At 39.5% G+C, this 22199-nt stretch carries 22 protein-coding genes and 1 pseudogene; 9 read left to right on the top strand and 14 right to left on the bottom strand.

The window, feature by feature from the left end; all coding sequences use genetic code 11:
* Positions 1-4: 4 nt before the first annotated feature.
* Complete coding sequence (locus tag PARC_RS11190; protein WP_010555306.1) at positions 5-808, bottom strand: putative porin; 804 nt, start codon at positions 806-808, stop codon at positions 5-7.
* Between the two features lie 471 nt (positions 809-1279).
* Between PARC_RS11190 and PARC_RS21485 the strand changes: the two are divergent.
* A pseudogene (locus PARC_RS21485) lies at positions 1280-1501 on the top strand (M2 family metallopeptidase); the annotation flags it as partial.
* An 87-nt stretch (positions 1502-1588) separates the two neighbouring features.
* Here the strand turns inward: PARC_RS21485 and PARC_RS11195 are convergent.
* The 7 genes from PARC_RS11195 to PARC_RS11225 form a co-directional block, all read right to left on the bottom strand.
* Entirely contained in the window at positions 1589-2383 is a 795-nt protein-coding gene (locus tag PARC_RS11195) for a putative porin (protein WP_010555308.1), read from the bottom strand.
* Positions 2384-2582: 199 nt separating this feature from the next.
* Positions 2583-2957: a PH domain-containing protein gene (locus tag PARC_RS11200; RefSeq protein WP_007377979.1), complete on the bottom strand. Its 375-nt coding sequence runs from the start codon at positions 2955-2957 to the stop codon at positions 2583-2585.
* The gene (locus tag PARC_RS11205) at positions 2957-3865 is read right to left on the bottom strand and encodes an ABC transporter ATP-binding protein (RefSeq protein ID WP_007377980.1); all 909 of its coding nucleotides are present in this window, start codon (positions 3863-3865) and stop codon (positions 2957-2959) included. The genes PARC_RS11200 and PARC_RS11205 overlap by 1 nt, the downstream gene beginning before the upstream one ends.
* Positions 3862-4689, bottom strand: a complete 828-nt coding sequence (locus tag PARC_RS11210) for an ABC transporter permease (protein WP_010555309.1) — start codon at positions 4687-4689, stop codon at positions 3862-3864. The genes PARC_RS11205 and PARC_RS11210 overlap by 4 nt, the downstream gene beginning before the upstream one ends.
* A 143-nt stretch (positions 4690-4832) precedes the next feature.
* On the bottom strand, positions 4833-6014 hold the full coding sequence (locus PARC_RS11215; protein ID WP_010555310.1) for a cystathionine beta-lyase: 1182 nt from the start codon (positions 6012-6014) through the stop codon (positions 4833-4835).
* 9 nt (positions 6015-6023) lie between these two features.
* Positions 6024-6944 (bottom strand): NAD(+) diphosphatase, encoded by a 921-nt coding sequence (gene nudC, locus PARC_RS11220; protein WP_033013001.1) that lies wholly within the window; start codon positions 6942-6944, stop codon positions 6024-6026.
* Positions 6945-7118: 174 nt separating this feature from the next.
* Positions 7119-7622 carry a LabA-like NYN domain-containing protein gene (locus tag PARC_RS11225; protein ID WP_010555312.1) on the bottom strand — a complete coding sequence of 168 codons (504 nt, stop codon included), beginning with the start codon at positions 7620-7622 and terminating at the stop codon, positions 7119-7121.
* 150 nt (positions 7623-7772) lie between these two features.
* Between PARC_RS11225 and PARC_RS11230 the strand changes: the two genes are divergently transcribed.
* Together PARC_RS11230 and PARC_RS11235 are read left to right on the top strand one after the other, a co-directional pair.
* Positions 7773-8396: a hypothetical protein gene (locus PARC_RS11230; protein ID WP_010555313.1), complete on the top strand. Its 624-nt coding sequence runs from the start codon at positions 7773-7775 to the stop codon at positions 8394-8396.
* Positions 8396-9139 (top strand): DUF3307 domain-containing protein, encoded by a 744-nt coding sequence (locus PARC_RS11235; RefSeq protein WP_010555314.1) that lies wholly within the window; start codon positions 8396-8398, stop codon positions 9137-9139. Before PARC_RS11230 ends, PARC_RS11235 begins: the two co-directional genes overlap by 1 nt.
* Before the next feature lie 127 nt (positions 9140-9266).
* On the opposite strand, the gene PARC_RS11240 is transcribed toward PARC_RS11235, so the two are convergent.
* Entirely contained in the window at positions 9267-10661 is a 1395-nt protein-coding gene (locus PARC_RS11240; protein WP_010555315.1) for a DEAD/DEAH box helicase, read from the bottom strand.
* A gap of 200 nt (positions 10662-10861) precedes the next feature.
* Positions 10862-11701, bottom strand: coding sequence for an isopenicillin N synthase family dioxygenase (locus PARC_RS11245; RefSeq protein ID WP_007586986.1), 840 nt, complete (start codon positions 11699-11701; stop codon positions 10862-10864).
* A gap of 580 nt (positions 11702-12281) precedes the next feature.
* Here PARC_RS11245 and PARC_RS11250 point away from each other — a divergent pair.
* Positions 12282-13484, top strand: coding sequence for a bifunctional alpha/beta hydrolase/OsmC family protein (locus PARC_RS11250; RefSeq protein ID WP_010555316.1), 1203 nt, complete (start codon positions 12282-12284; stop codon positions 13482-13484).
* Between the two features lie 58 nt (positions 13485-13542).
* Here the strand turns inward: PARC_RS11250 and PARC_RS11255 are convergent, their stop codons facing one another.
* Complete coding sequence (locus PARC_RS11255; RefSeq protein WP_010555317.1) at positions 13543-14310, bottom strand: alpha/beta hydrolase; 768 nt, start codon at positions 14308-14310, stop codon at positions 13543-13545.
* A gap of 129 nt (positions 14311-14439) precedes the next feature.
* Between PARC_RS11255 and PARC_RS11260 the strand changes: the two genes are divergently transcribed.
* A complete protein-coding gene (locus tag PARC_RS11260; RefSeq protein ID WP_010555318.1) occupies positions 14440-14763 on the top strand; it encodes a hypothetical protein in 324 nt (107 codons plus the stop codon).
* 72 nt (positions 14764-14835) lie between these two features.
* On the opposite strand, the gene PARC_RS11265 is transcribed toward PARC_RS11260, so the two are convergent.
* The 3 genes from PARC_RS11265 to aspS form a co-directional block, all read right to left on the bottom strand.
* Complete coding sequence (locus tag PARC_RS11265; protein WP_033012664.1) at positions 14836-15432, bottom strand: pentapeptide repeat-containing protein; 597 nt, start codon at positions 15430-15432, stop codon at positions 14836-14838.
* A 16-nt stretch (positions 15433-15448) separates the two neighbouring features.
* Entirely contained in the window at positions 15449-15679 is a 231-nt protein-coding gene (locus tag PARC_RS11270; protein WP_010555320.1) for a hypothetical protein, read from the bottom strand.
* Positions 15680-15809: 130 nt separating this feature from the next.
* Entirely contained in the window at positions 15810-17588 is a 1779-nt protein-coding gene (gene aspS / locus PARC_RS11275) for an aspartate--tRNA ligase (RefSeq protein ID WP_010555321.1), read from the bottom strand.
* Between the two features lie 247 nt (positions 17589-17835).
* Here aspS and PARC_RS11280 point away from each other — a divergent pair, with 247 nt between their 5' ends.
* The 4 genes from PARC_RS11280 to PARC_RS11295 all read left to right on the top strand — a co-directional run bounded on the left by PARC_RS11280 (position 17836) and on the right by PARC_RS11295 (position 22138).
* A complete protein-coding gene (locus PARC_RS11280) occupies positions 17836-18684 on the top strand; it encodes a DUF72 domain-containing protein (protein WP_010555322.1) in 849 nt (282 codons plus the stop codon).
* A gap of 24 nt (positions 18685-18708) precedes the next feature.
* Positions 18709-19209, top strand: coding sequence for a M48 metallopeptidase family protein (locus tag PARC_RS11285; protein ID WP_010555323.1), 501 nt, complete (start codon positions 18709-18711; stop codon positions 19207-19209).
* A gap of 201 nt (positions 19210-19410) precedes the next feature.
* Positions 19411-21594, top strand: coding sequence for a YbhB/YbcL family Raf kinase inhibitor-like protein (locus PARC_RS11290; protein ID WP_010555324.1), 2184 nt, complete (start codon positions 19411-19413; stop codon positions 21592-21594).
* Between the two features lie 37 nt (positions 21595-21631).
* Entirely contained in the window at positions 21632-22138 is a 507-nt protein-coding gene (locus tag PARC_RS11295; protein ID WP_010555325.1) for a hypothetical protein, read from the top strand.
* The last annotated feature ends 61 nt before the right edge of the window (positions 22139-22199 follow it).

Here is a 22199-nt window from a genome sequence, read left to right on the forward strand (position 1 = left end):
TCAATTAAAACTGGTAGCGCATGTTAGCAAAGTAAGCATCGTTGTCAGAGTCATCAGCATTGTTACCGTAACCTACTTTTAAACCAAGGTTTTGGTTAAAGAAGTGTTGAGCACCAAAAGTATAAGCATCTTCTTTATCGTAAGAAGCAAATACTGACGTAGCTTTGCTGAAATAGTAGTTTGTTTCTACATCCCATGTATCATCAGCTTCTGAAATACTATTAAATGTACCTTCAACAGTTAAGAAGTTACCTTCTTGTAAATCTACAAAGTATTTTGCAGCTACTGAACGGTAATCAAAATCATCATCAGACTCAACAGTTACACCAACATAGTCAGTACCATTAAGCATGTAATTATATGCTAAAGAGAATAACGCGTAGTCTTCGCCGTCATCATTTTCAACAAATTTTGCTTTTGCAAGTAAATCTGGGTTGAAAAAGTAACCAGCTGTAAACGCGTAAGATTCATCATTTGAACCAAAGTCACTGTTTTCGTAAGAAGCACCAAAAACAACATCTTTATAAAAATATTCGCCGCCAACCGATGTTACATCGCTTGCGTCGTTATCTGTGTACGAACCAAAAACATTAGTTTGCTTATTGATGTACTCAAACTGGTCGTAAGGACCTAATGTCTTTTTAGGAGAGAAATAATAAGTAGAATCGATACTAAACTGGTCATCATTATTACTGTCTGTAAATTGGTAACCTAAATTACTTATTGAATTATAGCTGTCTGCAGCCATTGCAGTGGTTGCAGCGCTTGATAATAAAATGCTCGAAATGATAACGGCTAATTTTTTCATTCTTAATTCCCTGTGAATATTACTTTTATGCTTAAGCTGTCTAGCTAAAGTCGGGGCGCATCCTAACGCCAAAAAAATGAACAAAAACTGAATGAGAGGTCAGATTACGACCTCAATAAAGTAATTTAATTGTAAATATTCGCATGTAAATGTAACTATAAAGTATCTCTTAAATATACTGAACAGTAGCATGTCACTACTTAAGTTTAAAAAAGTAAAAAATACGGTATAAGTTGTCGCTAAATTGAATACAACTTAATTATTCGATAAACCTCATCAATATTATTTTCTTTCACTATATTTTTTCTAATTTTTCAAAAAAATCACTCTCTTTTATTTATTATTTCTGAATTTATAGTAACAAACAGGTTTGTTTCAGTGCGTATTTTTATCTATTTCTTCATAATAACCATTATTTATTAGTAAAAGTAACCACAAAAATTACTACTTTATAACTAATAAAGTGACTTTGGTAACGATAAAGCTATTCGTCGCTGCGCAATTTATAACTCAAAAGAAGCGGGGATAAACTAAACGCCATGCTTGAAATGGGCTTGTCTCGTCCTTGGCAAGGAGCGCTTGAAACTGTAACAGGCAAAACCGCAAACGGATGCAACAGCAATGCTTGATTACTTTGTACCATTACAAACATATTTAGATAAACAAAACGAAGGCCGTAACTCCGGTTGGTGATAATGTATTTATATAAAAACGACAAAGCCCGCTAAATTTAGCGGGCCTTTTAATATTACTTTTGTATTAACTAAGTACAGGACTTAATTAAAACTGAAAACGCATGTTAGCAAAGTACGCATCGTTATCAGAATCATCAGCGTTGTTTTCGTAACCCACCTTTACACCAATATTTTTATTGATGAAGTGTTGAGCACCAAAGCTGTAAGTGTCTTGCTTGTTGTAGTTAGCAAATACAGATGTTGCCTTTGAAAAGTAGTAGTTAGTTTCTGCTACCCATTGGTTTTGGGCATCATCAATGCTTTCGTATTTACCTTCAAAAGTAAGGTAGTTACCTTGCTGTAAATCAATAAAGTATTTAGCAGCTACTGCACGGTAATCAAAATCGTCGTCTGATGTAAGTGTAACACCTACGTAATCTGTGCCATTAAGCATGTAGTTGTAAGCTAAATCAAATAATGCGTAATCATCGCCGTCTTTGTTTTCAACTAGTGTTACTTTTGCAAGTAAATCAGGGTTGAAAAAGTAACCACCCGTCAGTTTATAAAGCTCACTGTTAGAGCCTGAATCTGAGTCCTGGTTTTCGTAAGATGCGCCAACAACAAACTCATTAATGAAGTATTCACCACCAACTGAAGTTAAATCGCCAAGGTCGTCATCAGCGTAGCTACCATATACGTTAGTTTGTTTATTAATGTACTCAAATTGATCGTACGGGCCCAAAGTTTTTTTAGGAGATAAGTAGTAAATAGAATCGACAGCAACAGTATCGTTGTTATCGCTATTTTTGTAGCTTAGGTTACTAATTGAATTGTAGCTGTCTGCAGCAGCCGCAGTGCTAGATAATAAAATGCTCGAAATAATAACTGCTAATTTTTTCATTGTAAGACTTCCCTATGTGCATTGTTTTTTATGCTCTAGCTGTATTGCTAAAGTCGAGGCACATGCTAACGCTAGGAAACTGAATAAAAACTTAACTAACCAATTGTATTTATTAAGTTAATTGTAAGGAAGTGTTGTAAACTGTAAAATTAAAGTAGCTGCAACATCTAGTAAACAACTACTTAAAACATGTACTGTATTAAAGCGCGTGCTGGCTAATTATACGGTAAACATCGTTAATATTATCGCCAGACTTAAACTCTTTACTAATTGGTGTTGGATCTGAGCCAACCCATATTTTTAGCTCGGCATCTAAGTCAAAATGGCCTGCACTTTCTTTACTAAACTTGGTAATTTTAGAGTAAGCAATACTCACCATTTCCATTTTAGAGCCGGTCATACCTTGCTTATCAATTAAGATTAAGCGCTTATTAGTAAAAATAAACATATCACGTACTACTTTATATGCTTTTTCTACTTGCTCGCCGTCAATTAATGTATTGGCGAGGATTTTCTCTAAATCAGAATCGTCAACTTCGCTTGCATTACCCATAAGTCCGCTAAGTAAACCCATTATACTTTCTCCTGTTTAAATATTTGATTCTCTAATGTGTGACCATTAACTAACTGCCTGTACTGCCAGTGTTGCTGATGACAAAAATTCAGTAGTGCAATATCAAGTGGATCGCTCGTTGGCTGATACTCAACAACATATTCTTTATGTTGGCTCATATACACCCGGCTCACCCCTGCAATTGCTTGAAGCTGTTGCTCAACATTTTGATAAGCTTCGCTTAGCATTAATGTATAAAAGTGTTTATCGGTATTGTTTGTTTTTGTTTGATGCTCGCTTAGTACGCCTTTATCTAAATGAAGCACCTGTGAGCATAGTCGTTCAAGCTCAGTTAAATCGTGAGAGCTTAAAATAAACGTAGCCTGTTCACTTAATTCAGATACTAGCTCGCGTACTTCTCTGGCATGAATCGGATCAAGCCCTGCGGTTGCTTCATCAAGCATTACAATTTGTGGCGCGCCAATAAGTGCTTGCGCTATCGTAACGCGCTTGCGCATACCGTGCGATAAGTCCCCTGCACGCTGCTTTGCAATCTCTTTTAAGCCAACTAAATCAAGTACACGTAGCGCCTCAGTTTGGCTTTGCTTAGCGCCCATACCTTGCAGTTTTGCATAAAAAGCGAGTTGCTTGTCTATATTAAAACGAGGGTCAAGTTGTGCGTCTTGCGGTAATGCACTTACTTTATTAAATAAAGCAGCGCTCCCTGGCTTATGCCCTAATATTTCAAGGCTGCCTTTACTTGGCGCTATATAGCCGCACAACAAACTAAATAAGGTGGTTTTACCCGCACCATTTGGCCCAACAAGTGCCACTGGCGCGCCTTTGTTAATTTCAAAGTCCACATTATTAAGCGCAAGTTTTGCACCATACGATTTACTCAAACCGCTAGCTGTAATTAATGGTCTCATAGTGAGCTCCTTGCAAAAATACGTTGAGCAACGCTTAGTAATACCGCTGTTTGCACAAGGGGAATAGCCACAGCGCTCAATAATGGTAAATTTTGCCCCGCTAATAGCTCTATTTGCACACCCGGAAATAAATAATCAAGCAGGCCTAATGCGGGTATTTGCCATTGCAATAAACCAACTACAATACCGCCTGCTGCAAAATATAAAATTGCCAATACAATAGATAAACGTGATGAGCGAGCAAAGGTATTAATTAACGTCATTAGTGCTACAAATGGGCACAGAGTAATCACTAATATTAAAAATATAGAAAGCGCACGGGCAAAACCACCAGCCAGTAAACTTGGATCTCTAAAACCCAATACCGCGAGTGTAGCCACAAGCGTTATACCCACCAAACATGCTAATACTCCTAGCTGCCCTAAAAAACGGCCAAACAGTATTTCAAAGCGAGTGGAGCGCAGTGATAAAAACCTTAGTGTGCCGCGCTCTCTATCGCCTACCGTTTGGTCGCTACAAATAAATAAACCAAAAACGGGAAAGCTATAAAGGGCTATTAACCAGTACATAGCAAATTCGGCCTCAGGCCAATCCAATAATTTACTTAAACCAATAGAACCTGATATATCACGGGCTATTTGCTCAAAATCGGGCGCACTTACAATGCCTACTGCCTGCCCTATTGGGTAGCGCAGTATTATTAGCCACACCAATGCAAAGGCAGCTAATGCAATAAGTCCACGTTTAGTTAAAAACATACGTACAAGCTCAAATCCCGCTATTTGCGTTAATCGCCCTACGTTTATCGGTAATGGTGTTGCCATTGACTATCCTTAATGACTTTTTATTTTCTGTGTATTTATCCACACTAAGTGTAAACACCTTGAATTACCAGCAAAAAAAAGCTCACCTGTGGTGAGCTTTGTAACAATACATTTAAATGTAACAACATAAATTGCATTAAAAATTATAAATGCTGCTTATAAACCTCAAGTGCTTGGCTTAAATCGCTAATTAAATCTTCTACATCTTCAAGACCTATGTGCAAGCGAATAACCGGCCCTAAATCCCAACCGGTATTTGAGCGCAGCCCTTTCATGGTTAAATTAGCGGTTACCAAGCTTTCAAAACCGCCCCACGAAAAGCCCATTTTGATATGCTCAAGGCTATCTAAAAATGCATCAATCGCTTTTTGATTGCCGGTTTTCATCACAAATGAAAACAACCCATTACTGCCATCAAAGTCACGTTTAAAGAACTCATGCCCTGGGCAGCTTTCAAATGCAGGGTGGCGAATATGATCAACAAGCTCATTTTGCTCAAGCCATTTAGCTACTTCTATTGCTGCTTTTTCATGTTGATTTAAACGCACACCCATTGTACGCAGGCCTCTAAGTGCTAAATAAGCATCATCGGCACTGGTACATTGCCCTAGTAAGTATGAGTTTTCGCGCAAGGTTGGCCAGTACTTTTTATTAGCAACAGCCACCCCCATCATCACGTCCGAATGGCCGACAATATACTTCGTTGCAGCCTGAATACTAATATCAACACCGTGCTCTAACGGGCGATAATGCAAACCGTTGCCGTAGGTATTATCCAGCATGGTCATTACGTTGTGCTCATTGGCTACTTTTACCATAGAGGGCACATCTTGCACTTCCATCGTAATAGAACCTGGAGATTCTAAAAACAACACTTTAGTATTTGGCTGAATGTAATCTTTAATACCTGCGCCAATGGTTGGCGGGTAATAGGTTGTTGTAATACCCAGCCCCACTAAAATTTTATCGCAAAAATCACGAGTTGGTTCGTACACGTTATCAACCATTAAAATATGATCACCGGTTTTTAAAAACGATAAAAATACTTGGCTGATCGCCGCAGCGCCACAAGGGTACAATGCACACCCTTCGCCGCCTTCAAGTTCTGTAATCGCTTCTTGTAGCGCAAAGTGTGTTGTTGTTCCTCGGCGCCCATAAAATAACGTTTTATCGCCACGGGTTTTAGCTGCTTCTTTTAAATCGGCTACAGTATCAAATACAATGGTAGATGCACGCTGTACAACAGGGTTTACTACGCCATGTGTATAGGCTTTTTTTCGCCCTGATGATACCAGCTGAGTGTTTTTATTACTTTTACTCGACATTGTTAATCCTTAAGGGTTTGTGCGCCAATGCTCAATTAAATAACGAGAGATAGAATCGATTCTAGGCAGCTTTAAATGCTCGCCTTCTTCGTGCCAATTACCAAATTGCTCTAAGTCTTCACGACTAAACCATTTTGCATCGTCTAGCTCTTCTTTATCTACGTTAATTTGCTCAGATGTCGCCTGTGCAAAAAAGCCAAGCATAATTGACGATGGGAACGGCCATGGCTGAGATGCAACATAACGTACGTTATCAACTTCTATGCCTGCCTCTTCTTTAACTTCACGCGCAACAGCTTGTTCCAGTGTCTCCCCTGGGTCTACAAATCCAGCAAGCGAAGAATACATACCAGTGGGCCACGCAGCTTGGCGACCTAATAAACAGCGTTCTACTCCGTCAGCAAAGACTTTAGTAACGACCATAATTACCGCAGGATCGGTGCGCGGGAATGTAGGATGCTTACAGTTTTCGTTTTCACACAACCGAGAATGCCCGGCTTCCACTGAACGGTTTTTACTACCGCAGCGCCCACAAAAACGGTGCGTGGCATGCCAATAACATAACCCTCTCGCAAGGGCGGCTATTGAGGCATATTTAATGGTTACTTGAGGCCCATATTGGCGAATATCAAAAAACTGAGCGCCCTCGATTAAAGGCGAAAGTACGCTTTCATCCAGATCAGAAACATCCAATGCAAACACACCATGTTTAGAATTGTTTAAACCAACAAAAATAGCACTCGTTAAATCTAAATGTGCCACTTGTTGATACGTTAAATAGCTTACTTTAGGAGTATCTTTAATAAATAGGGTTTGATTATTTTTAACTAAAACCCATTTACTTTGCGCCGACATTTGCGCTTTAAGCCACGATGGGTCTTTACGAAAATTTGAGCCTCTATCTAGTGGCATGTTGCTGTAATGAAGCATGTAAGTCCTTGGTAACTCGTTATGCTTTAAAATTACCATAATCATTTAGCAAACCCAATTGATTACAGTAATAAAAAAAGCCTATATAAGGCTTAATTCATCTATTACGGCTTTGTATTAAAATCTCTCATGTTGCAGGCACTTAGCTTGCACTTTTTTAACTATTTTTTACTGTTAAAGTAGCAAAGTATTATCAATTAAATGAAATTGCTCTGCGCTTTGTTTTAATACCTCAGCAGTTAACCTGTCAGCACCGTATACATCGCACGGTACATTATATTGATTTTTTAAATGCCCAAGTAACAAAGCAAAGTCACCATCGCCAGAGAGCAAAATAACTTTATCAAGATTTTTACCCTGCTCTAACATGTCTATTGTTATGCCTACATCCCAATCGCCTTTAGCACTTCCATCACGGCGTTGAATAAATGGCTTTAGCTTTACCTCAAAACCAATCGCACGCAAAATATTTTGAAACTGATTTTGCTTTTCATCACCTCGATAAATAGCGTACGCAAAAGCACACTCAATATTGTATTGCGCCTGCATTACCCGCCAAAACGCATTGTAGTCAAAGTTTTTTCCGTAACTCTCGCGGCACGTGTAATAAATATTTTGCACATCAACAAAAATACCTACGCGTGGTTTCGTGCTTTGCTGCTCGTTTTGTAAAGTCATTTAGTGTCCTAGTGAGGATTAATAGCAATAAAAGTAACGTTATAAAATAAGTGTACCTTGCAATTTATATTTAAGTAACCTAAATTAGTTACATACCCTTATGTAACCAATATTGGTTACATATTAAAAAGTAACCATTTTGAGATTTTTATGATTGGTGTGATCAGCGGCGATATTATTAAATCGCAAACAATCCCTAAGCAGCAATACGATGCCATGCTTTATCAACTAGAGCAAAGTTTGCGAAACATTTCGGGGGAGCAAACACTTTGGAATATATACCGAGGCGATGCCTTTCAGTTACAAGTTAATAATCCTGAGCTCCTTTTTAAAAATGCCATACTTGTATATTTACACCTTAAATCGTCAGGTTATGAGCTACGGCAAAGCTTGGCACTTGGGCAAATAGATAACCCACGCAGCGATATAAAAACAGCAACCGGTTCTGCTTTTACCCTTTCGGGGCAAGGCCTTGATAAAATAGGTAATCAACGCTTTGTTTTTAATATTAATGAGCAGCAGCTTGATGAAAGCTTAAATCTTAATTTAGCCTTTGCTGACGTATTACTCACTAAAATCACGCAAAAACAAGCAAATGCCCTGTATGTCTATTTAACATCATCAGACAACAGCCACGCGGCACTGGCTAAAGAGCTTAAAACAAGTCGCGAAAATGTAACAAAACTACTAAATTTAGCGCACTACCAACTTATAGAACGCTTTATTAAGCACACACAACACGTTATAAAAAATATAATTAAAGGAGGTGAATAATGGAGTTTTCACTTTTACTGGTCGCGCTTATTATTGGCCACTTACTCGCTGATTTTTACTGGCAACCTATGAGTTGGGTAAACGACAGAAATACCCGTCACTTTAAAGCCAGTAAGCTTTATTTTCATGTACTAGTGCATGGTGTAACAAGTGCACTCATTATTACCGTGTGGGAATACACATTCGGGTGGCAGCAACTAAGCAGTGTTTTAATTGCCACGGCGAGCATTATGCTGAGCCATTACTTTATTGATATAGCTAAATCGTATTCTAATAAAGGCGTGGTGCCTTTTTTACTAGATCAAATAGCGCACATACTCGTTATTATTGCGCTCAGTATTTGGCTAACTGATAACAATAGCTTTATGGCTGCAATTAATAATATGCTCACTGATCCCAAAATACTGTGGGTGGTATGCGGTTATTTAATTATTTTAAGTCCCAGCGCCGTATTTATAAGAATGATGTTAGAGCGTTTAACAAGTAACTTTTCAAGTACTGGTAGCTTACCGCTTGCAGGGCAAAGCATTGGTATGTTGGAACGCGTACTTATGCTGAGCTTTATATTGCTTGACCAATTTGCAGGGCTTGGCTTTTTACTTGCGGCAAAGTCAGTATTTAGGTTTGGCGATTTAAGTGCAAGCAAAGATAAAAAACTTACCGAGTACGTTATGCTCGGCACACTACTTAGCGTAAGTGTGACTTTATTTGTCGGCTTGGGTATTAACTATTTAATCAGGTAGGCAATACAGTAAGTACAAATTACAGACAATAAAAAACGCGCTGCTTCTATTTATTCAAAAGAAGAGAGCGCGTTTTTTGTATCAGCCTTTAACCAAGTTCTAAATTAATTAAACGCCAATATGATCATTAATCGTTATTTGTGCGACGACGGCGTTGGCCATTACCGCCAACAGATTCACGCTTTGCCCATGGGTTTTGTGTGCTGTCATCTGTTTTAGCTGCTGGTTTTTTAGAACCACCACGGCGTGGGCCGGTACCATTACCACCATTATTTGGCTTTTTGCTGTTAGGCTTGCTGCTATCAGATTTAGGCTTATTAAAAGGCTGTTTTTTCTTAGGCTTTTTAGCCGGCAGTGGGCGAGCATCTAATGCGCGTTCAGCTACTGGGTTAATAGGCTCAAAACCGTCTTCTTCAGCACGTGGGATAAGCTCACCAATAAAGCGTTCAATACCGTATAAATCAACAGCATCTTCTGTTGTTACAAACGAAATCGCATGACCCGATGCACCAGCACGGCCTGTACGGCCAATACGGTGAACGTAATCTTCATATACGTTTGGTAAGTCGTAGTTAACAACATGCGGTAATTCAACAATGTCTAAACCACGTGCAACAATGTCTGTTGCTACTAGTACGCGTACTTCACCACTTTTAAAACCATCAAGTGCTTTAACACGTGCGCCTTGTGATTTATTACCATGGATAGCCGCGCCTACAATATCATCTCGCTCTAGTTGTTTAACTAAGCGGTTAGCACCGTGCTTTGTACGGCTAAACACTAACACTTGTTGCCAATCGTTAGTGCGAATCAAGTGGCTTAGCAATGCTGTTTTACGTGTTTTATCTACCGCATAAACACACTGAGTAACACTTTTTGCAGTGGTATTTTTTGCAGCAACTGAAATTTCAACAGGATCATTAATTAACCCTTTTGCTAATGCACGAATTTCGTCAGAAAATGTAGCCGAAAACATCAAGTTTTGACGTTTAGCAGGCATTTTAGCAATTAAGCGTTTAATGTCGTGAATAAAGCCCATGTCTAACATGCGGTCAGCTTCATCGAGTACAAGCACTTCAACGCTATCAAATTTAACTGCATTTTGATTATGTAAGTCGATTAAACGACCCGGCGTTGCTACTAAAATATCAACACCTTTACGAAGACGCTGCATTTGTGGGTTAATTTTAACGCCACCGTAAACTACAAATGAGCTCACATCTGAATGCTTAGCGTACTCTTCAACGTTTTCGCTTACTTGCAAAGCAAGCTCACGCGTAGGCGTTAAAATAAGTGCACGTACGTGGTTACTTTTAGCTTTAGGGCCAGACGACAAACGCTCAATAAGTGGCAATGTAAAACCCGCTGTTTTACCTGTACCTGTTTGCGCTGCTGCCATAACATCACGGCGTTCAATAATTGCAGGAATTGCTTGAGCCTGAATCGGCGTTGGCGTTTCATAGCCCTTTTCTAAAACCGCATTAACCAAAGACTGTGATAAACCTAAACCTTCAAAACTCATATAAACTCTCTTTTAAATTAGGCTACGTTAGCCAGTTGCGCGCATTATACCTGTAGTAGCTAAGAATGCATGCCATTATTTACGTTGCGAGCAATTGAGCATAGCTTAATAAAATTAAACCTGTGCTCAAGTTGCTTAAAAATGCAAAAAACGGCCATAAGCCGTTTTTTGTTTATACTTAATTACTCTAAGTATAAGAGTTACTTAACACCGAGCTCGCGCAAGCGTTCTTGCAAGTAGCTATCTGCCGTGTAGCGCTCTGAAAGCACAACATCTGGATGCGGGTGTAAAAATAACGGTAGTGAAATACGCGATTTAGTAGATGCTTTACCCGTTGGATTAATTACACGGTGAATCGTCGATGGAAAATATCCGCCCGACGCTTCTTGTAGCATGTCGCCGATATTAATAATTAAGCTGCCAAAATCACATGGCACGTCTAACCAACCGCCATCTGTTTTTTGAACTTGTAAACCAGGCTCATTAGAAGCTGGTAATACAGTCAATAGGTTAATATCGCCATGGGCTGCTGCGCGAATAGCACCAGGCTCTTCATCACCCGTCATTGGTGGATAATGTAGGATACGTAACAATGTTTGCTCAGAGCCTGCAATCATGTCTTTTAAATCAATCGAAAACTTAGCACGTACATCAGCCGGAGATTCAGCCTGAACCCAGCTTAACAATGTGCCAGCAAATTCACTTGCTAAACGGTAGTATTCACGTACATCAGCTTCAAGCTCTGCAGGAACGCGACCTTTAGGGTACACATGGAAGTACTCTTTAATGTCTTTTATTGTAAAGCCTTTCGCTACTTCAGATACTGAAGGCGGAAAGTAACCGTCTTGAGTGTCTTTAGAGAATAAAAAGTCGTGCTTTTGCTCTGAGTTAAAAAAGTCTTGCCAATTTTTGTAAATAGACTCAACTAAAGACTGTGGGATTGGGTGGTTTTTTAAAACGCCAAATCCAGTATTTCTTAACGATTCAACAAATTGTGCAGCCGCATCGGGAGCTTTATAATCAACAGTAGGTAATTGCATTGTACGTTCCAGTGAATAGGTTGTGTGAAGTGAGTTGCTTTTAATAGTGCTAAATTACTTATATAAAGTAGCAAAGCCTTCATTATAGCGCTATGCGAGGATAGACAAATGACCTCAAAAACATAAGGACATATGTCCGCAAAGCATAGTCACCGCCACTTGGCTTGATCAAGATCAACTTATAAAAAAACGTTGAATTTGCAAGGTTTAGTGCTTATATATGGTCTACTAGGGCGTGCTGACCTTTGGTAGGTGAATTTGTAGCAGACTGTTTGGTATTTAAGCAAGGCAGAGCCTGTGATGTGTGGTTGTTCCCCATAAGTAGGCGATAACGCAGCATAAATGCCAAACATGCGCTACCCTTTGGGTTCTTTCTAGGGACGATTAACTCTTTGTTGCCTACATGGATGTAGGTAAGGGGCGTGAGCAGGACGCGGAAGCTTTGCTCGGTTTTTACTTAGTCCACTAGGTTACAAACCTCGCGCCGCGATTAAATCGCCCCTAGATTGAACAAATTTCAATCCACAACGGTCAACACGCCCTAATATAATATATTTTATTTGTGTAAATAAGGCTCCCCATGCGACAAAAAGTATCTTTTAAAAGCGGCGATTTAGAACTTGCCGGCCAACTTGAACTTCCCTCTGGTGACGTTAAGTTTTACGCGCTATTTGCACACTGCTTTACCTGCGGTAAAGACATTGCAGCAGCCACTCGTATTAGCCGAGCTTTAACACAACAAGGCATTGCCGTACTACGTTTCGACTTTACCGGTTTAGGTAATAGCGATGGCGACTTTGCTAACAGTAACTTTTCATCAAACATTCAAGATTTAGTATCTGCGGCAAATCATTTACGTGAGCATTTTGCGGCGCCGCAACTACTCATTGGCCACAGTTTAGGCGGGGCTGCCGTTCTTGCTGCTGCGGAGCATATTCTTGAAGTATCGGCTATTACAACCATTGGTGCACCGTCAGATGCGCAGCACGTAGCGCATAATTTTGAAGCACACCTTGATGAAATTAACGCAGCAGGTGAAGCTAAAGTAAACTTAGCCGGCCGTGAATTTACCATTAAAAAGCAATTTATTGACGATATAGCCAAGTACGATAAAAGCCACATAAGTAAACTTAAGCGCGCATTATTAGTAATGCACTCCCCTATTGATGCGACGGTAAATATTAGTGAAGCTGAAAAAATTTATGCATCAGCCAAGCATCCTAAAAGCTTTATTAGCCTAGATAACGCCGATCACCTTTTAACAAATAAAAACGATGCCGACTACGCAGCACAAATAATTGCAACGTGGGCAAACCGTTATGTTAAGTACGACAAAACTAAATACACGGCAAGTTTAACGGGTGGCAATGTACTCGTTGAAGAAAAAGACCATGTATTTACTCAGCACGTAAGTACAAAAGATCATACTTGGCTTGCAGATGAGCCAATAAAAGTAGGTGGTAAAAACTTAGGTCCTGATCCGTATCATCACTTATTAGCGGGGCTTGGTGCCTGTACGGCCATGACACTGCGTATGTACGCTACACGTAAAAACTTACCACTGGAGCATGTAAAAGTAGAGCTTGATCACACTCGCGATTACAACAAAGATTGCGACGATTGTGAGCAAACAGGTAACCTTGAAGCAATTACCCGTAAAATCACCTTACGTGGCGACTTAACAGAGCCACAACGCCAGCGTTTACTCGAAATAGCCGACAAATGCCCTGTGCATAAAACACTACATAATAACCCAGTTATTGTAAGTGAACTGGTAGAATAACTGCCGTAAAATTAATATAGCGCAGGTAACACTGCGCTGTGATTTAACTTTTATAAACCTAATTTTTACTATCTAAAAATCCCTCTACTTCTTTACTCATTCTGTCCACCAGCCATTTTGGCCCGCCATCGTACATATCGTTATGGCGAGATTTTTCTATTAGTGTTTGTGTAACAGGAAACTTATCCAGCTCTGAATCGTTTAACAACACATTCGCATCAGCTGGGTAATCACTACCGCGAAGTGTAAGTACGCGAATGTTTTTATCGCGTGGGATCAACATGCGGCGATGATCGAACGTAATAATAGTGCTAACTTCATTGGGGTAAATAGAGCCGTATAATGACGAAATATCCCCGCCGTTTGAGTGCCCAAATAAGGTGAGTTTTGTAAAATCATACGCTGGGTATTCACTCGATAGCTCATTAACTAAAAACTTAAGCGTCACTACGCCACGATGCCAGTTTTCCATACGAGTGGTTAAATAAGGTTGCTCACGATTAAGGTCAGGGTCGGTTTTTAATTCATGTGCAACGGCTACTGTTAAATATCCACGCTGACTAAACGCATTACTAACAAACGTATATTCGTTATGGCTAATCCCGTAGCCCGCATTAATAAACGCTACAGAGCATTTTACTTGAGCTGTACACTTAGCATTGTTACTTGGTAATGTAATATTGATAGGAATAGTGCGATTGCGGCTTTCATCAGTTATAACGCCATCGTTTGCATAGCTTGTTGCGCCTATTACTGATGTGCTTATAACTGATGTACTTAGAGCTAGTGCGCTTAATATAAAAAGCTTTTTAAGTGTTTTTTGCATATTTAAATTTATATAAATTATTGTTTTTAATTAAAAATAACTTTTACTTTATAGCTTTGCATTCTCTATTGTCAAACTATGCGATAATAGCCGCCATTGTTTAAATATATTTAGTAAAAGATCCAATAAATGAAATCATACAATAGCATTCAAGAACGTATAGAAATCCTAGAAGACAAACTAACGGCAATACATGACGAAATCGAAACACTAAAAGCACCTGCTAAAAACAACAATGAACGTATTATTTTTAAGTTTATTGAAACAGGCAGCACAGGTAAAACGAAGGATTTTGTTCGTGAGTTAGGTATTAAATCACCACGTGACGGTTTGTTTTCGTCAGGTGACGTTACAAAACTAATTAAAGATGGCGCTGAAGATATTTCACCAGCGTTATTGGAAATCGCAAGACAGCTTGCCAGTGCACGTAATAAAAATGGCCCAAGCCGTTAATTACGCAGTCACGCAGTATCTAGAAGCCCAGCCAAGCTGTCGCTTCTAGATATGTAATCATATTAAACTAAATTAATCACACAGCTCTATATTAAGGCTGGTAAGCAAATTAAGTGCTTCAAAGCGATCAAACTTAGCATTCGCTAAAACATTATTATTCAAATCTATATTAAACGCCGTGGCACCTACAAAATCACATTTTGTTAAGTTAGTTTGAAAAAACTCACTATCGCGAAAATCTGTTCCTGTAAATTCACTACCACTTAAGTCAGCATGTCTAAAATCAACATTTTTGGCAAGGCAATGTGTTAGTTTGAGGGCTTTAAGAGTTAATTCAAAAAAAGAGCTATTACTGAGCTCGCAATAATTAAAACTCACCGGTGCGTTAATACTAAGCGCTGGCCAATCTACATCAGCCCATTGCAAACTATTTAATTTACAGTGGCTAAAATTTACATTTTCAAGCGAACTGTAGTTCCATTTTAGTGACGATAAATTACAGTTTTTAAAACTACATTCTATAAATCGGCAATTTTTAAACTGCCCGCCTGAAAAGTCACAATCGGTAAACGTACACTCTTCAAATTCAGAGTTTTCAGTTAGCTGCTCTGCGTACTGTAAAGCATTAAATTGTTCATCAAAATACTGGTTATTGTTACTTAACAACACAACTCACCTATTAAATTTAACCCGTGTAGCCATTATTTTTAGGTAAATCTTTTTTAAGCGCAAGCACTGCAATAAAAATCAAACCAAAAAATGGAAATAGCGCAAAACAGCCACCCACAAACGCTAAAACACCCGGCATAGTACTTTTACGCTTACCTATTTTGTAGCTAATTACAGCAAAAATAGGGATACATAATATAATAAAAAAAGCTAAAAACTCACCAAATAAGGTTAGATGAAACGACATAAGAACTCCTTTTCAATATGGATAATAGCAATCGGCACAAACCTTTAAACTGCTTTAAATTTAACCACAAAAAAACCCTCAAGCATATAACTTAAGGGTTTTTAAAATTAGCTTAAAAGCTAAGCAAAAATTACTCTTCGCTTGATACTTCTTTTTCTACAACACTAATTGCAAGCTCAGCTAACGAGTCAAGGTTAGGTTTGCTTGGCGCGTTGGTTAATAAACACGACGCTTGTGTTGTTTTAGGGAAAGCAATAACGTCACGAATGTTATCGGTACCACATAAAAGCATTGCTAAACGGTCAAGCCCAAATGCTAAACCAGCATGTGGTGGTGTGCCGTATTTAAGTGCATCAAGTAAAAAGCCAAACTTGTCTTGTTGCTCTTGCTCGTTAATACCTAAAATTCTAAATGCAGTTTCTTGCATATCTGCATTATGAATACGTACCGAACCGCCACCAACTTCGTAGCCGTTTAATACCATATCGTAGGCATCTGAAATAGCTGCTGCTGGGTTTGCTTCAAGCTCACTGGCGTTAATGTCTTTTGGTGCAGTGAATGGATGATGTACAGCATGTAATGTGCCTTCGTCATCTTCTTCAAACATTGGGAAGTCTACAACCCAAAGTGGTGCCCAGCTATTAAGGTTAGTGATTTCTAAATCAACACCAATTTTAACGCGCAGTGCTCCCATTGCTTCATTTACTGTGTTGCGCTTATCGGCACCAAATAAAATGATATCGCCAGACTGAGCATTAGTACGCTCAAGTAATTTAGTAATTACGTCTTCGCTTAAAAACTTAGCTACTGGTGATTGAACACCCTCAGCGCCTGCAGCGTGGTCGTTTACTTTCATCCACGCCATGCCTTTAGCGCCGTAAATACCAATAAACTTAGTGTAATCGTCAAGCTGTTTACGAGAAAGCTTAGCGCCACCCGGTACAGTTAACACAGCAACGCGACCTTTTTCGTCGTTAGCCGGACCTGAGAAAACATTAAACTCTACGTCTTTAACTAAATCTGCAACATCAACCAATTTCATTGGGTTACGTAAATCTGGCTTATCAGAACCGTAAAGGCTCATTGCCTCGCTGTAAGGCATGATTGGAAAATCGCCTAAATCAACGTTTAGTAATGTTTGCCACATCTCGCGGATCATTTTTTCAGTCATACCACGTACTTGATCAGAGCTCATGAACGAGGTTTCTATATCTATTTGGGTAAATTCTGGTTGGCGATCGGCACGTAAATCTTCATCACGGAAACATTTAACAATTTGGTAGTAACGGTCAAAACCCGACATCATCAACAATTGCTTAAATAACTGTGGAGACTGTGGTAAAGCGTAAAAACTACCTTTGTGAACGCGGCTTGGTACTAAATAATCGCGCGCACCTTCTGGCGTTGCTTTAGTAAGTACAGGTGTTTCGATGTCTAAAAAGCCGTTTTCATCTAAAAAGCGACGAACAAAGCTGCTTGCTTTAGCGCGTAATTTAATACGGTCACTCATTTCTAGACGACGTAGGTCTAGGTAGCGGTATTTTAAACGACGCTCTTCAGAGTTTACTTGGTTAAAATCAAGCGGTAATGGCTCAGAGCGGTTAATAATATTAAGCTCTTTACCTAAAATTTCGATCTCCCCTGTTGCCATGTCTTTATTTACTTGGCTGTCTGGGCGTGCGCGAACAATACCTTTTAACTGAACACAAAATTCTTGGCGAAGTGTGTTAGCCGAACTCATTAACTCTTCAATGTCAGAGTCGAATACAACTTGTACTAAACCTTCTCTATCGCGTAAATCGACAAAGATAAGTCCACCAAGGTCACGTCGTTTGTTGATCCAGCCACATAGTTCAACTTCTTGATCTACGTGAGTTTTATTTAGCTGTCCGCAATATATAGAGCGCATAGTTTTCCTGTCAGATAAAAGGCTTAAACGGCTAAACTTATTTGTTTTAAGGCGTGTGATTTAAAAAACAGGTCACCACAATACAAATAAAGCCGCTAGCAATCTAAAAATAATCAAATTAAGCCCTGCATTATACTCAACTAACATTAAGATGCTAGGGCGTGTGCCGCTTTTGCCCCTGAATTTACAGCAGCTCGTTTTGTTATTTGCTACACTATCGCCACTTTATAATAAGGCGCTAGTTTGTATGTTATATATTGGATGCCCGCAGTGGTCGAGTAATGCATGGAAAGGCAATTTATTTTCAAGCCAATGTAAAAACGCCGATATGCTTAGCCAATACGCACAACACTTTAACTCTGTTGAAGGCAATACCAGCTTTTACGCTGATCCTGCGCCAAGCACCGTATTGCGATGGGCAAACAGCGTACCCGAAGATTTTAAATTTACTTTTAAGTTTAATCGTCGCTTTAGCCACGAGCTGCATCTAACTAATGTTCAAACCGAGCTTACTGATTGGCTAAACTTGTTCTCCCCTATTTTAGAAAAAACCGGGCAAATCATGCTGCAATTACCTAAAGCATTTGGTCCTGGTGACTTACCCAAACTCGCACAATTTATTAGCCTATTACCAAAAGAGGTTAATTACGGTGTAGAGGTACGTCATACTGCGTTTTTTCAAAAGGGCGAAGCCGAAATAGCGCTTAATCAGTTATTAATAGCAAACAACATAAATCGTATATCGATGGATACTCGCGCCCTATTTGCGGTAAAACCAACAACCGAAGCGCTAATAGATGCACAGCAAAAAAAACCCCACTTACCGGTACATGCAATAGCTACTGGCTCAGAGCCCATGGCGCGCTTTGTAATAGCTGACTTAGAAAACGACTATAAACCCTTTTATAAACCGTGGCTAAGTAAAGTAAAACAATGGCTTGATGAAGGAAAAACACCTTATGTGTTTTTTCATACGGCAGATAACCGAGAAGCACCTTTATTAGCCAGGCAGTTTTGTAAGGACCTTGGTTATAATCACAAAGCATTAAACCCATTTACTGGCGAAAAAGAAGCCCACCAGCAAGCACTTTTCTAAAAGTAAAACGACAGAGAAATAATAATGAGTGAATACGCACGTTACTTTACCGGCTACCCAGCTAACATTGTTGAGCAAGTATTAAGCCTTATAAATAACAAAAAGCTATGTGACTACTTACTTAAAAAGTACCCGCAAGCACATACCATTACTAGCGATAAACTACTTTATAGCTATGCAACCGAGCTTAAAAAACAGTATTTAAAAAATGCGCCACCATTTGGGCGCGCTGCTTTTAAAAAGCAAGGCGATATGGTCACCAATGCACTCGGTACACATACGTATCGAATGCAAGGTAAAACCCGTAAGCACGATTTAGCGATAAACAGCGACTTACTGCGCGCTCCCGAGCCGTTATTAAAAGCGTTAGTGGTACATGAGCTCGCCCACTTTAAAGAAAAAGACCATAACAAAGGCTTTTATCAACTTTGCTGCCATATGGAGCCGAGTTATCACCAGCTAGAGTTAGATTTAAGAATTTTTTGTGTGGTCGTCGCAATGGGAGAAAATCCTTATTTAAAATAAGGATTTTAGCGTTATTTAACTGAGTGAAAATAACGCCATACTTAAGTTAATATTTCCTTTCATACCCAGTCTTTTATCCCCGTAAGCAGCTCACAACTTAACGCCTGCCCTTAATAAAAACAAAAAAATTTAAAACTACATAATTGCCCTACATTTGAGAGCTACACTCTTAAAAGTTAATTTAATCTTTGGAGTTTTTAAATGATGAAAAATACTCATGCCTTTTTACTCAGTGCACTGTGCTGCTTAACCTTAAGTGCCTGCAACGAGCAAAACAGCCAATCACTTGAACAATCAAAACTCAATGATTTTACTCTAACAAGCTCAAAGGTAAGTGATGGCGGTAACTTGCCTATTACTTATACGTGCGATGGGCAAAGCATTAGCCCTCCACTTAACTGGAGCGGTGCACCTAACACAACCAAATATTATGCGTTAATTATGGATCATAAAGCGCCAGAGGGAATGCATTGGTATTGGACCATGTACAATATTGCCGCCGATAAAACACAAATTAAAGCGGGCGAAACTCTCGGTGAAGTAGGCTCTAATAGCGTAAACGATTTAAACCAATATGCGCCGCCTTGCTCTAAAGGCCCAGGTGAAAAAAGCTATACTTATACTGTGTACGCGTTATCTGCACCGGTTACCTTTAACAGTGATACAAAAGTAGATCGCTCAGCATTACTCGCCGCTGTAAAAGATATTACTCTCGATACTGCAAGTATGACGGTTAAATACTCGCGAAGCGCTAATAGCGCCGAGCAAAAACCGGATTCAAAACCAACACCAAACGAGCAACCAAAGCCTGATAAATCATATTTAACCGCTAACGTAAAATCACCCCGTTGTGATGCTATTACACAATCAGTAAGCAATGCAGGGTTTGAGCAAAGCGTATCTGTTACGTGCGATGAACAATATGCTTATATTGCCTCATCTACTTACCCTGATCATGACGTAATGACTGGTATTACAGGTACTAACGAGCAAATACCTGTTCCAGCTAAAGACTACGCCGCACCTATAAAGCTAAATCCTAAAAAAGCAAAAACAATAACAACAGTTGATGCAGCCGTAGGTGTTGCTGTTAATGGCGTACCAATATACGACTATTCTTCGCAAGGTGAACTGGACGTAAATAGCTACGATGAAAAACACGACACGTTAGCACTCGGACAGTTAGATATATGTGGCGGACACGCAGGACGAGGTGATGACTACCACTATCATGTATCGCCAACGTGTATGATTGACACAATGAAAAACCAATCAAGCGATGCCATTATTGGTTGGGCTTACGATGGTTACCCGCTGTATGGCAGTAAAAACCCAGACGGCAGTGCAATTGCCAAAGGTGACCTTGATATATGTAACGGACAAACCGACGACACATTTGGCTATCGCTACCAAACATCAGCTACACCGCCGTATATTATTCAGTGCTTAGTAGGTGAAGTAGATACCGCAAAATTACCAAGAGTGTTACCACTTAGTGGCGATACTCAAGGTATAAGAGCCTCCTTGCGCCCGCCACAAGGAGGCGTTGAAAACTTAACGCACACAATCTCTGAAAACGCCAGCCGTACAATGAGCTATTCATACAAAGGTGAAAACTACTTTACTACCTACAGCCCTGCATCACAGGGAAAAGACTGCTATAGCTTTAAACAAAAAACTATCAGTAATGGTGGCAAAGTTCAAACAGGTACATTTTGTAGAGGTCCGCAACCAAATCATCTTACTCCTACAGTCACTAAGCAAAATACAAATTCTGCCATTACAGGCAAGCATAACTTAAAGCTAGAAGCATGGGCTGATAACTGGTTTACAGCCTACATAGGCGAGCAGTTACTTGTTGAAGATTCGGTGCCTATAACCACAGAGCGTTCATTTAATGCCGAAAGCATTACGTTTTCTGCAAACTACCCTATTGAGCTTAATTTAATAATTAAAGACTTTAAGCAAAACGACACTGGGCTTGAATACATCGGTGCTAAAAATCAGCAAATGGGTGATGGCGGTTTTATTATGCAACTTACCGACACCGATACAAATAAAGTAGTTGCCGTAAGCGATCAAAGCTTTAAATGCGAAATACTTCACAAAGCGCCGCTTAACAAATTATGCGAAAGCGAATCAAACCCAGTCGCGGGCGAAGGCGTTTGTACATTTATGTCAAAAGAAGCGCCAACTAACTGGCTACAAAGTAACTTTGATAACGCAAACTGGGCTAACGCAGTAGAGCACAACTTTGCCGATGTAGGACCAAAAGACGGTTACGACGATATTAACTGGGATAAAAACGCAAAATTCATATGGGGCGAAGACTTAGAAACCGACAACACCCTTATTTGTAAAGCAACTATTGAGCAACCTCAATAAACAAAAAGATCAACCGCCTCAATAAAAGGTAGTAATTATGTATTTTTTAAAAAAATTAAAATGGCTAATGCTAGCGTGTATTTTAACAAGTATGAGCGCTCAAGTGAGCGCCCATGTATTAAAAAACACAACAGCCCAAGTAATTTTAAGAGACGGGCAAGTTGAGGTTAAAGTATTAACTAATGCTGAGCATTTAATTTCAGCGCTGCAAAGCGAGCAAGCATGGCTTATGGGCGATATTGATAAGCTTATGCCTACAAACTTAAGTGCAGAGCAACAAGAAGAGTTTGTAAAAAATGCACTTAAACAAAAAACGAGCTTACGTGTAAATCAGCAAGTTATCGTGTTTGAACGCGTCGCTTTTACCACCAGCAACAACGAAGCGCACGACCTAGAAATTGTTTTTCAAGCGAAGCACACATTTACAACAGTAGATGAGCTTGCTATATCGTTCCCTAAAAGTTTAAGTGCAGTACACGCAAGCTTTGTAAAACCACAATATAAGTTACTGGGTGCTGGCGATACCGCAAAAATAAAGTTCTAGTCCAAATATCAACATACCTAAAAAGCTTACTTAAAAAGGACTTTAGTAAGCAACTCCCTAA

Source organism: Pseudoalteromonas arctica A 37-1-2 (genome assembly GCF_000238395.3).
Taxonomy (GTDB): domain Bacteria; phylum Pseudomonadota; class Gammaproteobacteria; order Enterobacterales; family Alteromonadaceae; genus Pseudoalteromonas; species Pseudoalteromonas arctica.

Excerpts from the sequence above, each read along its gene's own strand:
- PARC_RS11190 (WP_010555306.1), bottom strand. The coding sequence starts at position 808 with ATGAAAAAATTAGCCGTTATCATTTCGAGCATTTTATTATCAAGCGCT.
- PARC_RS11195 (WP_010555308.1), bottom strand. The coding sequence starts at position 2,383 with ATGAAAAAATTAGCAGTTATTATTTCGAGCATTTTATTATCTAGCACT.
- PARC_RS11200 (WP_007377979.1), bottom strand. The coding sequence starts at position 2,957 with ATGGGTTTACTTAGCGGACTTATGGGTAATGCAAGCGAAGTTGACGAT.
- PARC_RS11205 (WP_007377980.1), bottom strand. The coding sequence starts at position 3,865 with ATGAGACCATTAATTACAGCTAGCGGTTTGAGTAAATCGTATGGTGCA.
- PARC_RS11210 (WP_010555309.1), bottom strand. The coding sequence starts at position 4,689 with ATGGCAACACCATTACCGATAAACGTAGGGCGATTAACGCAAATAGCG.
- PARC_RS11215 (WP_010555310.1), bottom strand. The coding sequence starts at position 6,014 with ATGTCGAGTAAAAGTAATAAAAACACTCAGCTGGTATCATCAGGGCGA.
- nudC (WP_033013001.1), bottom strand. The coding sequence starts at position 6,944 with ATGCTTCATTACAGCAACATGCCACTAGATAGAGGCTCAAATTTTCGT.
- PARC_RS11225 (WP_010555312.1), bottom strand. The coding sequence starts at position 7,622 with ATGACTTTACAAAACGAGCAGCAAAGCACGAAACCACGCGTAGGTATT.
- PARC_RS11230 (WP_010555313.1), top strand. The coding sequence starts at position 7,773 with ATGATTGGTGTGATCAGCGGCGATATTATTAAATCGCAAACAATCCCT.
- PARC_RS11235 (WP_010555314.1), top strand. The coding sequence starts at position 8,396 with ATGGAGTTTTCACTTTTACTGGTCGCGCTTATTATTGGCCACTTACTC.
- PARC_RS11240 (WP_010555315.1), bottom strand. The coding sequence starts at position 10,661 with ATGAGTTTTGAAGGTTTAGGTTTATCACAGTCTTTGGTTAATGCGGTT.
- PARC_RS11245 (WP_007586986.1), bottom strand. The coding sequence starts at position 11,701 with ATGCAATTACCTACTGTTGATTATAAAGCTCCCGATGCGGCTGCACAA.
- PARC_RS11250 (WP_010555316.1), top strand. The coding sequence starts at position 12,282 with ATGCGACAAAAAGTATCTTTTAAAAGCGGCGATTTAGAACTTGCCGGC.
- PARC_RS11255 (WP_010555317.1), bottom strand. The coding sequence starts at position 14,310 with ATGCAAAAAACACTTAAAAAGCTTTTTATATTAAGCGCACTAGCTCTA.
- PARC_RS11260 (WP_010555318.1), top strand. The coding sequence starts at position 14,440 with ATGAAATCATACAATAGCATTCAAGAACGTATAGAAATCCTAGAAGAC.
- PARC_RS11270 (WP_010555320.1), bottom strand. The coding sequence starts at position 15,679 with ATGTCGTTTCATCTAACCTTATTTGGTGAGTTTTTAGCTTTTTTTATT.
- aspS (WP_010555321.1), bottom strand. The coding sequence starts at position 17,588 with ATGCGCTCTATATATTGCGGACAGCTAAATAAAACTCACGTAGATCAA.
- PARC_RS11280 (WP_010555322.1), top strand. The coding sequence starts at position 17,836 with ATGTTATATATTGGATGCCCGCAGTGGTCGAGTAATGCATGGAAAGGC.
- PARC_RS11285 (WP_010555323.1), top strand. The coding sequence starts at position 18,709 with ATGAGTGAATACGCACGTTACTTTACCGGCTACCCAGCTAACATTGTT.
- PARC_RS11290 (WP_010555324.1), top strand. The coding sequence starts at position 19,411 with ATGATGAAAAATACTCATGCCTTTTTACTCAGTGCACTGTGCTGCTTA.
- PARC_RS11295 (WP_010555325.1), top strand. The coding sequence starts at position 21,632 with ATGTATTTTTTAAAAAAATTAAAATGGCTAATGCTAGCGTGTATTTTA.